The sequence below is a fragment of the Rhodococcus sp. JS3073 genome, from assembly GCF_026810085.1.
Classification (GTDB): Bacteria; Actinomycetota; Actinomycetes; order Mycobacteriales; family Mycobacteriaceae; genus Rhodococcus_F; species Rhodococcus_F wratislaviensis.
The window spans coordinates 351,669-365,602 of the sequence record NZ_CP113951.1 but is presented as its reverse complement, the minus strand read 5'-3'; the positions used below and the strand labels follow the sequence as shown (position 1 = coordinate 365,602).

General features: G+C 67.0%; 13 protein-coding genes. 3 read left to right on the top strand and 10 right to left on the bottom strand.

Annotated features, from left to right (window positions below):
* Nucleotides 1-6: 6 nt before the first annotated feature.
* The 4 genes from OYT95_RS01725 to OYT95_RS01710 form a co-directional block, all read right to left on the bottom strand.
* Entirely contained in the window at nucleotides 7-1,437 is a 1,431-nt protein-coding gene (locus OYT95_RS01725; protein ID WP_128638777.1) for an aromatic amino acid lyase, read from the bottom strand.
* Nucleotides 1,438-1,507: 70 nt separating this feature from the next.
* Nucleotides 1,508-2,893, bottom strand: a complete 1,386-nt coding sequence (locus OYT95_RS01720; protein ID WP_268790721.1) for an MFS transporter — start codon at nucleotides 2,891-2,893, stop codon at nucleotides 1,508-1,510.
* A gap of 302 nt (nucleotides 2,894-3,195) precedes the next feature.
* The gene (locus tag OYT95_RS01715; RefSeq protein ID WP_268790720.1) at nucleotides 3,196-4,374 is read right to left on the bottom strand and encodes a PucR family transcriptional regulator; all 1,179 of its coding nucleotides are present in this window, start codon (nucleotides 4,372-4,374) and stop codon (nucleotides 3,196-3,198) included.
* Between the two features lie 143 nt (nucleotides 4,375-4,517).
* Nucleotides 4,518-4,667 (bottom strand): hypothetical protein, encoded by a 150-nt coding sequence (locus tag OYT95_RS01710; RefSeq protein ID WP_009473232.1) that lies wholly within the window; start codon nucleotides 4,665-4,667, stop codon nucleotides 4,518-4,520.
* Nucleotides 4,668-5,006: 339 nt separating this feature from the next.
* On the opposite strand from OYT95_RS01710, the gene OYT95_RS01705 reads away from it, so the two are divergent.
* A complete protein-coding gene (locus tag OYT95_RS01705; RefSeq protein WP_268790719.1) occupies nucleotides 5,007-5,891 on the top strand; it encodes a class I SAM-dependent methyltransferase in 885 nt (294 codons plus the stop codon).
* A 275-nt stretch (nucleotides 5,892-6,166) separates the two neighbouring features.
* Here the strand turns inward: OYT95_RS01705 and OYT95_RS01700 are convergent, their stop codons facing one another.
* From OYT95_RS01700 to OYT95_RS01690, 3 genes are read right to left on the bottom strand one after another with little or no spacing between them, the layout of a single operon-like run.
* On the bottom strand, nucleotides 6,167-6,790 hold the full coding sequence (locus OYT95_RS01700) for a cytochrome b (RefSeq protein WP_268790718.1): 624 nt from the start codon (nucleotides 6,788-6,790) through the stop codon (nucleotides 6,167-6,169).
* On the bottom strand, nucleotides 6,780-7,877 hold the full coding sequence (locus OYT95_RS01695) for a catalase family peroxidase (protein WP_268790717.1): 1,098 nt from the start codon (nucleotides 7,875-7,877) through the stop codon (nucleotides 6,780-6,782). Before OYT95_RS01695 ends, OYT95_RS01700 begins: the two co-directional genes overlap by 11 nt.
* Complete coding sequence (locus tag OYT95_RS01690; protein ID WP_268790716.1) at nucleotides 7,870-8,361, bottom strand: COG4315 family predicted lipoprotein; 492 nt, start codon at nucleotides 8,359-8,361, stop codon at nucleotides 7,870-7,872. The genes OYT95_RS01695 and OYT95_RS01690 overlap by 8 nt, the downstream gene beginning before the upstream one ends.
* A 207-nt stretch (nucleotides 8,362-8,568) precedes the next feature.
* Here OYT95_RS01690 and OYT95_RS01685 point away from each other — a divergent pair, with 207 nt between their 5' ends.
* Nucleotides 8,569-9,126, top strand: coding sequence for a sigma-70 family RNA polymerase sigma factor (locus OYT95_RS01685; protein ID WP_174233900.1), 558 nt, complete (start codon nucleotides 8,569-8,571; stop codon nucleotides 9,124-9,126).
* The gene (locus tag OYT95_RS01680; protein WP_112302295.1) at nucleotides 9,113-9,781 is read left to right on the top strand and encodes an anti-sigma factor family protein; all 669 of its coding nucleotides are present in this window, start codon (nucleotides 9,113-9,115) and stop codon (nucleotides 9,779-9,781) included. The genes OYT95_RS01685 and OYT95_RS01680 overlap by 14 nt, the downstream gene beginning before the upstream one ends.
* Before the next feature lie 19 nt (nucleotides 9,782-9,800).
* On the opposite strand, the gene OYT95_RS01675 is transcribed toward OYT95_RS01680, so the two are convergent.
* The 3 genes from OYT95_RS01675 to OYT95_RS01665 are packed head-to-tail and all read right to left on the bottom strand — an operon-like array spanning nucleotide 9,801 to nucleotide 13,769.
* Nucleotides 9,801-11,012, bottom strand: a complete 1,212-nt coding sequence (locus tag OYT95_RS01675; protein ID WP_268790715.1) for an amidohydrolase family protein — start codon at nucleotides 11,010-11,012, stop codon at nucleotides 9,801-9,803.
* A complete protein-coding gene (locus tag OYT95_RS01670; RefSeq protein ID WP_128638771.1) occupies nucleotides 11,009-12,508 on the bottom strand; it encodes an APC family permease in 1,500 nt (499 codons plus the stop codon). Before OYT95_RS01670 ends, OYT95_RS01675 begins: the two co-directional genes overlap by 4 nt.
* Nucleotides 12,498-13,769: an amidohydrolase family protein gene (locus OYT95_RS01665; protein ID WP_128638770.1), complete on the bottom strand. Its 1,272-nt coding sequence runs from the start codon at nucleotides 13,767-13,769 to the stop codon at nucleotides 12,498-12,500. The genes OYT95_RS01670 and OYT95_RS01665 overlap by 11 nt, the downstream gene beginning before the upstream one ends.
* Nucleotides 13,770-13,934 lie beyond the last annotated feature (165 nt).

The following is a 13,934-nucleotide window of genomic DNA, read 5'->3' as shown; positions in this document are numbered from 1 at the left end:
AGAGATTCAGGTGGTGGCCAACTCGGAAACGGGTGCCGCCGCGTCGTCTCGGGGTCGGCTGAACAAGTCGACGACCGACTCGAGTTGTGCGCCGAAGTCGACAGGTGCGCTTCCGACGGGGAATCGCCGAAGGATCTGCCGGCTGAGCGCCGCGAGCCGTCGTGGCACCGACTGTCCCGTGCGGGCGAGTGTGTGGCTGGCCACGACGCCGAGGACGGCGAGATTGTTGTCGAGTGCTGCACCGGCATCGTGCGCTTTTCGCCACGCAAGCAGGTCGGGTGTTCCCGTGTCGGTCTGACCTGCTCCGCCCAGGCCGATCAGTGACGTCGTTGCGGCGGCGCGCGCCTCTTCCGCCCATCCTGCCGACGTCATGTAGAGCAGGCTGACCTGGGATTCGGGTTCGGTGGCGACGAGCCCTCGGGGATCTTCGACGATTCGATTGACCTGGGCCGTAACCAACTGGCACACATCGGCCCACGTGCGAGCGAGGGAATCGAGACTCGGAGCGACGAGGGGGTTGTGGTAGCCGCCGTTCGACAGGACCGCGCCGAGGGGCGGATGGATTGCCGGGCCGACGAAGATCGGGTTGTTCGATGACGCCGAGAGCGCGATCTCGGCGCATTCTTCGGCGGCGGCCTGCGCCCGCCGCGCCCATCCGATGACGCGTGGCCCACTGCGGAAGGACACCGGCGCTTGATAGGGGAGTTCGGACGAGTGGTCGTCGGTCTCGATGAGTCGGCGGATGTTGTGTATGGCTTCGGCCTGGTGTTCGTCGCGCCAGGCGGCCTCGAGTTCGGGGGCGTAGTGAGCTGCCGGGGCATGGATCGCCACCGCGCCCAGCGCCATCATCTGCTCCATGACGGTGATCCGATGCCGTCCGGCCAGTGCGGCGTCACCCAGGGCCGCCGCCGCCACTGGGGAACCATTGATGAGTGCCATCCCCTCGCCGATCTCGAGGGTCCCGTCGAAGTGGGTCCGGAGCAGGTGTCCCAGGGGAATGATGTCGCCTGGCTCGCCGTTTCCGCGGGCTGGAACCGGTGGAAGATCGGTTTCGAGCAGGTCGAGAAGCCGGTGCACTGTTTCCACGCGCAGGCACGCCGTCCCGTTCAGCACGTCTGCGAGCCGGGCTAGGACGGCGGCGCGGAGGAGGCGTTCAGGCAGCCGCGGGCCGACGGTGGCGGGTGTCGACGGCAGTCGGGTGGCGAACTCTGCGCGGCCGTCGTCGCCGAGAACGGATTTCGCGCCGACATGGTGTTTGGTAGTGATTCCGTAGAGATGACGATCCGCGTTCTGTTCGACGAAGTCGACGAATTCTTGTCGACGGGCCCGGATGACACTCAGTGCGCGATCACTGATGCTGCACTGTTCGCCCATCCAGGCCACCCGAGCGATGTTGTCGAGGGTGAGGTCGTCGCTGCTGTCGATGAGAACAGTCATGAAGGTTCCTCCGAGTGAGAGTTGGGCTGATGGCGCCGGTCGGTCGGCTGACTGACGGCGTCTGTTCGGGTTACGCCTGAGACACGAACGACGAGTTGCTGTCAGGACTGCCGCTGTCGGATTTCTGCGGCGCTTCCTCGGTGTCGGCTGCGGCCTGCGCGAGGGTCAGGCCCGCGGTTTCCGGTGCCCAGGCGATGCTGATGAGAAAACCGACACCAGCCACCACACCGGTGATCAGCGTGACCCCGTGTGCTCCGAACCTATCGATTCCTACCGGCAGCAGAAGCGTCCCGATCGCTGCCCCGATCCGGCTGAAGGACACGCAGATTCCGGTCGCGGATGCGCGGATGCTGGTCGGGAACAGTTCGCTGGGATAGACGGTGTCGAGTGCGGCCATCGCCGACGAGATGAGTGCGAACAGTGCGAAGAGGGCGATGACATAGCCCGCGGGGGCGCTCTGCCAGAGGCCGATTGCCAGTGTCGATGCGGTCAGAAGTGTGAAGGAGATCAGGGTGTAGGGGCGTCGACCGATCTTGCCGATCGTGACGATGCCGACGACGCCGCCGATCAGAAGGAAGAGGTTGACACTGGTGGTCTGCCAGAAGCCGGATTCGATGTCGAGTGATTCGAGGATGGTGGGGAGGAAGGTGAAGACGGCGAAATAGGGAACGACCTGGCAAAACCAGAACAGGCACGCGAATGCCAGACGCTTGCGGTGCTGTGCGGCGAACACGTCGCGCAGTGAACCAGACGATTCCGCCGCCTCCTCCTCGGCGAGGTCGGCGAGGGTTGCGGTCGGGGAGACATGCTTCCGCAGAATCGCGAGGCCTTCCTCTGCTCGTCCGTTCTGAGCGAGCCAGCGCGGTGACTCGGGTGTATTCCGGCGGAGGATGAGCAGAATGAGCGCGGGGACCGCGCTGGTCGCCAGGATCCAGCGCCAGGCGTCGGCGCCCCCGACCTCGGCGAGTGCCGTTCCGACGACAATCGCGAGGACGTACCCGACTGTCCACATCGCCGGCCCCACTGCGAGCAGAGTGGCCCGGTGTTTCCGCGGTGAGAATTCGGCCACGAGGGTCGTGGCGATCGTGTAGTCGGCTCCGACCGCAATCCCCAGCAGAACCCGGAGAACGAGCAACATGACGGCGTCGGTGACCGCGATTTGAGCGAGGGAGAGGACGACGAACAATGCGAGGTCGATGACGAACATCCGCCGGCGGCCGATCTTGTCGGTGACCCAGCCGAACAACAGGCTCCCCAGGAACACGCCGATCAGTGCGGAGGCGCCGATCAAGCCGCTCATCAATGAACCGATCGGATGAGACTGTGCGAAGAGGGGGAGTGCGGGAACAATGGCGCCGAGGATGTACCCGTCGCAGAGATGTCCGCCATTTCCGTAGAGCGTCGTTTTCAGATGAAACCGCGAGAGTTTCGCGTCATCGAGAGCGTGTGTGGCCACGGGGGCTCCTTCAGGAAAGAGGATGGGTAATCATCAGTCGCGACGGTCGAGCTCGCCGATTCCGGCCCGTGCACCCGCCGGAATCCTCGTTCGAGTGTTCGAGGAAACCGGCACGTCGACGTGGTCGGCGAGGGTCTGTCGGTGCGTCCATCTGCACCGATGCGACGTTCTCGACTGTGATTCCGAACACTACGGCCGACGTGCGGGAGCGTCTTCCGTCTGTGTTCGAGTAACGGCGACGTGTGTTCCTGAAATTGTCGAAAGCTCCAGGTGGTCCGTGGAAACTGACTGTTGAACACGCATCAGGTGTTGCGGATCAGCATCGCCAATCTGAGGGCGAGCTGGAGTCCGGCTCTGCGTTCGCCCTGTGCCCAATCCTCTCCGAGAAGCTGTTGCGCACGGTCGAGCCTGTAGTAGAGGGTGGTGCGGTGCACCGCCAGTTGGGCGGCAGCGCGGCGTGTGTCACCGCCGCAATCGAAGTAGGCGTCCAAACTCTCGCGAATCAGCGTGTTGTCCGCATCGAACAGACGGGATGCGCCGGGGAACAGAATCTCCAGGGTTTCCGTCGTCCACGGCAGTCCGTAGAACACGAGGTCGGCTCCGAGCTCGTTCCAGCCCAACTGCTCGACGTTCCGCGCGTGTGCAACGGTTGCCGCATAGCTGGATTCCGTTCCGGATCGTCGCAGCCCATCGAGATCGGAGGCAGCGCCCCCGGTGCCGGTTCCGTGCAACTTCCATCCACGCCGCCGGGCCGCCTGTGCCAGAGCGTGGCGGAACGGGCGAAGGCGGTCGGCGTGTACCTCGGCACTGACAATCAGGTGGAGTGTGTCGTCGCCGTGCCCCAGGAGGGAACGGCCCACCGGTCGGGCGTACGCGACTTCCTGGGCGGCGCCCCGCATCGCACGGACGTCCAGCGGCTCGCCGCCGGCATCGATCGGTGCCAACTTCATGGTGAGCACACATGCGGGTTCGGTAAATCGGAGGAGCGGTTCACCGCTGAGAAGGTCGGCCGGCGGTGAAGACTCGTGCGGTGGGGCGAGCAGTGCGCGCACGAGTTGAGACTCGCGGTCCAGCACGGTGGCCGTCGACTGAAACTGCTGGTGGAGCAGGTCTGCGATCGCGGAGGCGGTCCCGGCCGCTGCTGTGATGTCGGAATCTGTGAGCGGCGGGCTGTCGATCAGCCACAGATATCCCTGGAGTTCCCCGTGTGCCCGCATCGGAATGCACACCCGAGGCAACGTCTGCAACGCCGGATTCGCGGGGAACCGAACCGGCCCGGTTGCGTGCGCGATATCGAGCGAGAATGCGTACTCGAATACTTCCGGGGACGAGTGTCGCTGGAGGATCGACCGGACGCGGACATCGTCGAGATCACCGTGCTGCTCGGTCAAAGCGAGCGGCTTGAGACCGCAGTCGTCGATTTCGATCGAGCGGTTCAACTGATCCGCGAGACTGTCCGCGTACTGCTGGACGTCGTTCATCCGTAAACCTGCCGGTCGTCATCCCGAGTTGCGGGGCCCCGATGTCTCTGCTTGTGCTGCAACGTTTTCGAGTGCGACGCGCGGCGGGGGATCGGATGGACAGGTCACTCGGTGTTCATCCGATCCCCTCGTCGGGGAATTCGTCAGTTCGTGACCGCGGGGCGGGTGGGCCTGCGGTCGTCGGCGAACATGGCCTCGATCCTCGACTTGATCTCCGCGGTGCTCATGGTGCCGCTGCGCCGGGGCGTCTGCCGTCCGGTGGGAGTCGTCGGGGCAATCGAGGTTGTCGCCATGTGTCCTGCTTTCGTCGGTTACCGATATGTGTGCCTCACGGTCACGGTTGTGATCTGATTCACATCGTGGCCGACTATGTTGTACACCACATGTTCGGTCCCGTGCCACTCGGCCTGGTCACCTCGGCAGTGGCTGGGAATGTGACCGAGCGGGTGCGAGGTCGGCGAATCGGCTCCGGCTGATTGCGGCGGCCCGAGCGTAGAATTGCGCGGGTTCGGTCGATCACGCTGGGCCCGGATTTCGGTGAGGCCTTACCGAACTTCTCTGGCCTCGTCGCCGCTCTGCGCTGCTCGGTCGTCGGCTCCGAATTGCGACGAGATCGGGAGGGTATTTCAGCGATGCGAACCGATGGAGACAGTTGGGACATCGTCAGTAGCGTGGGCCTGACCGCGTTGGGAGTGGCGACATTTCGGGCGTTGGAGACAGTGCGCCCCGACGCGCTGATTCAGGACGACTACGCGCGGTGGTTCGTCGAAGCGGCGGGTGAACCGCATTTCACCGGGCTGTTGGCCGACCCGTCGACACTCGGGGACATGCCGGTCTCCGGATTCATGGGTTCTCGGACCAAATTCTTCGACGAGTTCTTCTCGTCAGCCACGAGTTCAGGGGTTTCACAGGCGGTGATCCTCGCGGCCGGGTTGGACGCACGGGCGTATCGCCTCGACTGGCCGACCGGCACGACGGTCTTCGAGGTCGACCAACCGCAGGTGCTGGAATTCAAGGAGGGGGTCCTCGCTGATCATGGCGCCAGGGCGAAGGCTGATCGTCGCCCGGTGGCCGTCGATCTGCGAGACGACTGGCCTGTCGCCCTCCAAGCTGCCGGATTCGACCCCGGTAAGGCGACCGCCTGGTCGGTGGAGGGGCTGCTGGCGTACCTCCCGGGCGTGGCGCACGACGCGCTGTTCGAGCGGATCGACCACCTGTCCGGTCCCGGCAGCCACCTTGCCGTGGACAACTTCGCGGCGGGAACCGATATGCAACGCTTCGAGGCCATCAGAGCGAAGTATTTCGCGAATAATCCGTTCGGCGACATCGACATCTCCGAGCTGTTCTACGGTGACGAGCGGGCCGATCCGGTGCAGTGGTTGACCGGGCACGGCTGGTCGGTGCGGCGGTCCACTTCGCTCGAGCTGGCGGCTGCCTACGGGCGGCCGGTTCCGGAGCTCCCCGAAGAACTTGTCGATCTGTCGAAACGATCGACGTACCTGACCGCGGTCAAGTAGCCCACGCTCTCGCTCGCAGCGATGAACCACAGAGGCGAGCCATTGCGGTGGACCGCCATCCGCGCGTACATTGGTAGTTGCGGATCGAGAGAGTAATCGGCAACGGTGAAACACTCGAGAAGCAGAGATCCGGCCGAGAATGTGAGAGCATTCCCGGCCGAACCCCTGTCTGGGGCATGTTCCCGCTCACCGACCTGGCCGAACTGGTGCTCCATCACGCGGCCGGCACGAGTCGCATGCCGGTCTCGGCATCGGTGCTGCGAGCATCACCATCCTCAATCCTGCTCTGCAACAATATCATCGACGATCCGCGCAGGTGCCGGCCGGGACGAGGTAGGCGAAGACTTTCGGCGAGTACGCCACGGTGCCATCCGGTCGAGGAGCCTGTCGTTCAGGACCAGCACATGGAAGAGGACGGCGGACATGTGTGCGGTGAAGGTGAAGAACAGCAGGTAGGCGAATGCGGTGTGAGCTTGTCTCAACAACGCGTAGACGCTGGGATCGGGTGCAATCAGCGTGGGCAAGTGCAGATGCTGGTAGAGGATGATCGGGTAGCCGCCGGCCGAGAGCATGGCCCACCCGGTGAGTGGCTGGATCACAAGTAGCGCGTAGAGCAGGTACTCCGACGCGGTTGCGACCCGGCGCTCGGCCGGTCTCATGGTGGAGGGTGGTGCGGGCGCGCGGCGCACCAGCCGATTGCCGATGCGGACGATCACCAGGGCGAGGATCGCGGCGCCCAACGGGACGTGCACCGAGCGCAGCAGATGGTAGTGGTCGAGGGTCGTCACCATGACGGCGCCGACGAGCAGTTGTGCGATCACCATGACCGCCATCGCCCAATGCAGCAACCGGACGGTCGGCGCGAACCGGAGCGGGCGGTCGGTCGGGTCAGCGGTCATCGCGCACCCCATCCACATCGACGAGGGCCGGTGTTTTGGGCTCCCCGGACCGTCGGGTGAACGATTCGGTGTAGACCGCGGACCGGGCGCTGAGCAGGGGATCGTCCGAGGGCGCAATGCCCGTGGGGAGGATGAGCGGGTCGAAGTTGAGGTCCCGCGCGTTGTGCGGCGCTTCGGTCCGGACCGCGTCGATGATCACGGTGCCGACGTCGAGGACCTGCCGGGTCGGCGGCCACGGCCGGGTGGCGTCGTCGGTCCTATCGCCGGGTTGACCGATCGTGAGCAACATCCGCCACCGCAACGGTCGACGCGAGACTGTCGCGGTGAGTGTGTCGAAGAGGTAATCGCGCCCCGGCAGGCCGGGGGAGCGGGCCGGTTCCTCAGGGACCAGTGTCCATCGCACCGGAACCGTGACTCCGGTGTCGTTGGTGCAAAGGAAGGCGTTGAGACCGTAGTAGGTGCTGTTGTCGAACCCGGAGGTCGGTGGATGCTGTCGGATGAGGTTCATCGCCGCCGCGGTCTCGGGGCGGCGGGAAAGAAACGCCGCCATGCGATCCGGATCGGGCTTGCCGGTGGCCGGGTCCGCTTTCGATGCGAGTAACCGCTCGTAGAAGCCGTCTAACGTCCGGTCGGGGAACACCGGGGTGTTGATCATCGCGGTGCGCCACTGCTCGCCATCGGGGAGGTCGAACGCCAACCCCAGCCCGCGGACCGTGGCGTCGGCGTCCGGAGTGGACGGATTCCCACCCGAGAGTGAGAACCGGCCGGTCACCGGGATCCGGCCGATCCGGAAAACACTGGCCGTGGAGACCGCGGACCCGGCGCCGGTGGCGGTGAAATATCCGGTCGCGCTGACTCCTTTGGCGTGATTGCGCCGGAACCCGTCGTGGTGCCCGGCGACCTCCTCGAATCGGTCGGTCAGCCGTGCCGGGGTCAATGCGTCGGCGTCCAGTGTCCCCGCCGCGCAGAGGAACCCGCCGACGTCCGCTGCTGCGATCGCGCCGACCGCGGCCAGGCCGAGCAGCGCACTGCGCCGACTGACCGCCGGGCGTGGCGCCCTGACCGGGGGTGCGGTGGCGTCATCCATGGGCGGAGTCGACCGTCACCACGTGCCAGGTTCCTTTGACGCCGTCGCCGCCCGTCTGCCCGGGGGCGGTGTCCTTCGCGAACCGGTAGAGCGGGTGGCCGTCGTAGGTGATTTGCTCGGTTCCGTCCGGCCGCGTCGTGGCACCCGTGCGGGCGGCGAGGGTGGCGTCGGGCCGGGGTGCTCCGAGTGAGGGCGGCCAGATCTCGGCGCAGGGGCCGGTGCACCGGATGGAGCCGGGTGTGTCCTCATCGAATCGGTAGAGCGTGAAACCGTCTCCGTCGGTGAGCACCGCGCCGAGTGCGGTGTCCCGGGTGCCGAGCTCCACCTGCCCGGCGGCCGCCGGGGTTGCCGGTTCGGGGTTCGCCGCGGCGGACGCAGACGGCGGCACCTCGGGCGGGGCGTCGTCGGTGGCGGTGCCGCACGCCGAGATCAGCGCGATCGCGGTGCCGGCGCCGGCCGCCGCAAGAATCGACTTCTTCAGCATCTTCGTAGATCTCCATTCGTTCGTTCCCGTGTGCCTGTCGTTCGGTGCTGGGGAGTACGGATGGTCGGCGGTCCGCGTTCACCTGCCGGGGCCGCCTCCGCGCACCCGAGTGGCAGAATTCGAAGTGAACGCCGCGCCGCCCGCGCCCGTACTCCTCGGTGGGTGTCGGGCGAGCCGACGCCGTATCCGGTGTTCGGGAGGTGAGTGGTGCGGCTTCGTATCGTGCGCACACGCGGGGACCAGTCCGAGGGAAGTTTGGATGACGAGACGGTGTTGCGGGCCGCCTACGACGACCACGGCAGGGAACTGTTCGCCCTCGCCTACCGCTCCCTCGGAGACCGGGGTCGCGCGGAGGAGGCGGTGCAGGAGACGTTCCTGCGTGCGTGGCGGGGCGCGGACCGGTACGACCCACGGCGCTCTACGCTCCGGACCTGGCTGTATGCGATCTGCCGCAACGTGGTGATCGACGCGATCCGGGCTCGTGCCGCCCGACCGGAGCTGGCCGACGCTGCACCACCCGAGCTGCCCGCACCCGAGCGTCCCCTCGAGCAACTGCTGGTGGGGCTCGAGATGGAGGAGGCGCTGCGGCGGCTGTCCGATCAGCACCGCTTCGTCCTGGTCGAGATTCACCTGCGTGACCGGCCCGCCACCGAGGTGGCCGCACACCTCGGCATTCCCGTGGGCACCGTCCGCAGTCGCGTGTACTACGCGCTGAAGGCTCTCCGACTCGTACTCGAAGAAATGGGGTGGCATGGTGACCACTGACCGCTGCCAGCAGATGCGCACCATGCTGGGGATGTACGCGCTCGGTCGCCTCGACGACAGCGAGACGATCACACTTCGCGCCCACCTGGACGGTTGCCCGGAGTGCCGCACCGAGTTGCGTCTGCTGACTCCGGTGGCGGCTGCCCTGTCGGCGGCGGACCCGGACCGGCTCACCGAACCTGCGCCCCGGCCGTCGTCGACGCTGCCCGACGCGATCTTCGGGGCGGTCGACCGCGAACGCGGACGGAAGCGGTACCACCGGATCGCAGTCGCCGCCGCGGCCGTCGTGATCGCCGTCGGCCTGGTGACCGGCGGGTTCTTCCTGCGCGGGGGCACCTCGACGGCCCCGCCCGGGCAGCCGGTGGCATTCACGGTGCTCGCCGCAGGTGTGGATGCCTCCGCGCGGGTGGAGAACCGGGCGTGGGGAACCGGAATCAGCCTCGACGTCGCCGGACTCCCACAGGGCCGCACGTACAACGTCTGGCTCCAACGCTCCGACGGAAGTCGCATGAATGCCGGCAGTTTCATCGCCGGCGGCGACAAGACGATGTCGATGCAGTTGGCGGTGGGGCTACCGATGTCGGATGCGACGATGCTCGGGGTGAGCGCCCCGGGCGACGACCGGACCCTGCTGCAAGCGCCCCTGCGGTCCTGACCGACGCCCTCGGGACGACTCAGAGGAGTATGCCGTCGCGAGCGACGACCCGTCCGGCCCGCACCACCGTGTCCCGACGGGGGACGTCGACGACGATCTGCGGCACGCATTCTCCGTCCAGCAACATGAAGTCGGCGGGTGAACCCGGTTGCAGGTCGGCCCGCGGTAGCCCCATGACGGCAGCACCGCCGTCGGCGGCGAGTTCGTAGCACGCCTCGAGATCCTCGTCGAGGCGTGCGTCGAGTGCCCAGCCGAGCAGCCACGCGCGGTGGAGCATGTCCGCGTCACCGAATGGGCTCCAGTTGTCGCGAACGCCATCCGACCCGAGCCCGACCCGCACACCGTGCTGCGCCAGAAGACGGAACGGTAATACCGTCGCCGTGGACAGCGCGGCCGTCGTCAGCGCGATATCCGCCATCGCCAGCAGATTCGCCGTCGAATCCAGGGTGTGGCCGGACAATTCGGCTACGGCGAAGGCGTGGCTGACCGTGACCCGGCCCTGTAGACCGGCCGCTCTGGTTCGCTCGGCGATGTCGGTGAGAGTCGCGGTACCCGTCTCGCCGGTGTCGTGGAGGTGGATGTCGATCGGCAAACCGTGTCTTTCGGCGATCCCGAAGACCGTGTCGAGTTGGCGGGCGCCTCCTCCGGTTCCACCGGGGGTGTGGTCGAAGCCTGCCGGGTCGATCCCTCCGATCACGTCGATCAGCCCGCTGTCGGCGGCCATCTCGAGCAGTGCCGCGGTGCCCGGCGTCCGTTCGACACCGTGCTGTGGGAACGCGACGATCTGGACGTCCATCGCGTGGCGCAGGGCATCTCGGGCGGTGGCCACCGCTTCCACCCCGGCGAGCCCGTACGCCGGCGCCACGTCCACGTGCGCCCGCATCGCTCGTGTCCCGAGGGTGACGGCGTGCGCCATCAGCCGGAGCGCTCGGTCCGCGACGGGTGTGGGTTGGGCGTGGTGGAGTTCGACGTCGCCGGCGACGAGGTCCTCGATCGCGTGCGCAGTGCGCCTGCTGTACCACGGCTCGCCCCATGCGGTTTTGTCCGGATGGATATGGGCGTCGACCAGGGTCGGCACGGCGGCCTTCCCGTGGCCGTCGACGTAGTCGACGGCGACCCCGTCGGGAATGTTTTGTGCCAGTGCGCCATTCACGGCGATCAAGTCGGTCACCGCGCCGCCGAAGGGGCGGACGTCGCGGAAGACGGTGACGGTGGTGTTTTCGGCGGTCATCGTGTTTCTCGGTCCCGTTCCACGTCGACGCTGGTGAGTGAGGCGTAGCGTGCCGGATCGCAGCGGCGGATGTGCAGGGCGACATAGAGGCCCGCCGCCGCGACGATCGGCAACGGTGCGAGCAGGAGAACGTTGACGAGCCCGGAGCGTCCCGTCAGCAGGTCGAAGTGCACGATCGCGAGCACGGTGAGAACAGTGAGTCCGGCGCAGGAGATCAGCGGCGCCCACATCACTCTCGCCGCCGAGAGGCCCCGCCGGTCGCGGCGGAAGAAGGCGTACACCGCGAGCGCGGCGAACGCCTGCATCGCCATGATGCCGAGGACACCGATGCTGTTGGTCCACAAGAACACCACCGAGTACGGATCCACCGCGCACGCGGCGCCCGCGAGGATGATCACCGCGCTGAACACGGTCTGCGCGATCACGGCGCCGCTCGGTGAGCCGTGGCGGGCGGACACCTTCCCGAGGAACCGCGGCAGCAGTCCTTCCCGGCCGAGGGCGAAGAGGTAGCGGGCGGCGGCATTGTGGAAGGCCAGGGCGGCGGCGAACGCGCTGACGATGATGAGTGCGTGCATCGTGTCGGCCAGCCACGCGCCGACGTACAGTTCACCCGCCTCGAAGGTGAGATCGGGCCCTGCGGCGGAACCGGCCATCGCGACCGCGGTGTCGGTGCCGAAGGCGCCCATGATCAGCCACACCCCGCCGGCGTAGAACAGTGCAAGGAATCCGACGGCAATGTACGTGGCCCGCGGCACCGTCCGCTTCGGATCACGTGCCTCTTCCGCGTAGATTGCGGTCGCCTCGAAACCGGTGAACGCGCCGATCACCAGAACGAACATCCCGGCTACCCCTCCGGTCGCGAGCGTGGCCGGATCGAAGGACTTCACATCCAGTGCGGCCAACCCGCGTTCGCCGAGGATTCCCGCATTCATCACGAGCAGCGACGCCACTTCCAGTATCAAGGCGACGCCGAGAACCTTGGCGCTGAGTGTGACCTTCAGCCAGCCGAGCACGCCGACGGCGACAACACAGACGCCCGACAACGCCCACCACGGGACGTCGGCGCCCGTCGCACTGCGGATCGTCCCGGAAGCGAAGTAACCGAAGGCGGCGGCGACCCCCGGTGTGATGAGGTTGTAGGACATCACGGCGATGTACGCGATCCCGACGCCGAGGCTCCGGCCGAGTCCCCGCGCGACGTAGGCGTAGAAGGCGCCGGCGTTACGCACATAGAGACTCATCGCGGTGAAGCCGGCCGCGAACAACGTGAGCAACGCACCCGCGATCAGGTAGGCGAGTGGGGCACCGGCACCTCCGATCCCGATCGCGAACGGCGCGACGCCCGCTAGGACGGTCAGCGGGGCAGCGGCGGCGACCACGAAGAAGACGAGGTCGAACGTACCAATTCGACCGGCGGCGAGCCTGCCGTCGGTGGCGCCGGCGATAATTCTCTGCGCGGGGGCCTTGGCTCCGGACGCGTTTCGGTCAGTGATCACGGGAATCCTCGAAGGTCGGTGGCTGAATGCGGATAGTGGTGAGGGGGGTCGGGCCGACGATCCGGCCCCCATGGAGGACGAGAAGTCGCTCGGGATGGGAGGCAACGGCTTCGGGGACACTGCCCGCGGCGACGGCCACCAGGTCGGCGCGTTTGCCGGGAGCCAGCCCGTAGTCCGTCAGGCCGAGGGCGGCTGCGGCCTCGTCGGTGGCGAGGGCGGCGGCATACCGGAGGTCGTCGTCGGTCATCAGCTCGCCCTGCAGGCCGATGATGGTTGCGCGTTCGAGCATGTCGGCGGTGCCGTACGGCCACCAGGTGTCGCGGATGTTGTCGGACCCGGCGAAGACCCGGACTCCGTGTTCACGCAGGCGGAGCACCGGGGGCATCGACCGGCTCGGGCCGTTGGTCATGATCGCGACTCCGGCTCGGGCGAGCGCCTCGGCCACCCGGTCCAGCTCGTGGTCGTCGAGTTGCCCGAGCGCATAGGCGTGGCTGACGGTGACCTTTCCGACCAGACCCAATGCTTTTGTTCGCGTGGCAATTTCGTGCAGCTGGTGGGCGCCTGCCTCACCGCCGTCGTGTAGGTGGATGTCCACACCGGCGCCGTGCCGTTCCGCGAGCCCGAAGACGACGTTCAGCTGACCGTCGACATCGCCGTCGAATCCGGCGGGGTCGAGTCCTCCGATGACGTCGGCGCCGTCGGCGAGTGCGGCATCGAGGAGGTCGGCCACCCCCGGGGCGGTGACGACCCCACTCTGTGGAAAGGCGACGAGTTGGATACCGAGTCGCGTGTGGAACTGTTCGCGCACCTCGAGGAGCGCGTGCAGGCCTGTGAGTTGCACGTCCGGGTCGATGTCGACGTGGGAGCGTACGTGCCCGGTGCCGAGCGACACCATGCGCCGGGCGAGGGCCGCGGCGCGTTCGGTGGCCGGCGCCTGCGTGTCGCGGCGCGATAGTCGCTCGGTGGTGATCTGCTCGCGCAGCGTCCGTGAGGTTCGGTGAGGCTGCCACGCCGAGCCGAGCAGGGTTTTGTCCAGATGGCAGTGTCCGTCGACGAGCGCGGGCAGGAGCAGGGCGCCGCCGAGGTGATAGGCGCCGGGCCGGTGGTGACCGGACCGGTGATCGTCGACAGATTCGATCCGATCGCCGCGGAGTACGACGTCGGCGCGGCGCCCGCAGGGAAGCGTGACGTCTTCCAGAGCCGTGGGTGTCGCAGTGCCGGGGGCGGTGGGATCGGGCGCGGTGCCGACCGATTGGTGCATCAGTTTCTCTCCGGGGGTAGGTATAGAGGTATCAACATGCAGGTCAGAGATGGTTCGGATTGAGCGTCCGGGACTAAGTTTGGTCTACGGTATACCAAATGACCCGGGTGCGGAAGAGATCGCAAAAGCCTGCAATGATGCGAGGGAGAGTCTGCGACCGAGCAG

Excerpts from the sequence above, each read along its gene's own strand:
- OYT95_RS01700 (WP_268790718.1), bottom strand. The coding sequence starts at position 6,790 with ATGACCGCTGACCCGACCGACCGCCCGCTCCGGTTCGCGCCGACCGTC.
- OYT95_RS01690 (WP_268790716.1), bottom strand. The coding sequence starts at position 8,361 with ATGCTGAAGAAGTCGATTCTTGCGGCGGCCGGCGCCGGCACCGCGATC.
- OYT95_RS01695 (WP_268790717.1), bottom strand. The coding sequence starts at position 7,877 with ATGGATGACGCCACCGCACCCCCGGTCAGGGCGCCACGCCCGGCGGTC.
- OYT95_RS01680 (WP_112302295.1), top strand. The coding sequence starts at position 9,113 with ATGGTGACCACTGACCGCTGCCAGCAGATGCGCACCATGCTGGGGATG.
- OYT95_RS01710 (WP_009473232.1), bottom strand. The coding sequence starts at position 4,667 with ATGGCGACAACCTCGATTGCCCCGACGACTCCCACCGGACGGCAGACG.
- OYT95_RS01665 (WP_128638770.1), bottom strand. The coding sequence starts at position 13,769 with ATGCACCAATCGGTCGGCACCGCGCCCGATCCCACCGCCCCCGGCACT.
- OYT95_RS01725 (WP_128638777.1), bottom strand. The coding sequence starts at position 1,437 with ATGACTGTTCTCATCGACAGCAGCGACGACCTCACCCTCGACAACATC.
- OYT95_RS01705 (WP_268790719.1), top strand. The coding sequence starts at position 5,007 with ATGCGAACCGATGGAGACAGTTGGGACATCGTCAGTAGCGTGGGCCTG.
- OYT95_RS01675 (WP_268790715.1), bottom strand. The coding sequence starts at position 11,012 with ATGACCGCCGAAAACACCACCGTCACCGTCTTCCGCGACGTCCGCCCC.
- OYT95_RS01715 (WP_268790720.1), bottom strand. The coding sequence starts at position 4,374 with ATGAACGACGTCCAGCAGTACGCGGACAGTCTCGCGGATCAGTTGAAC.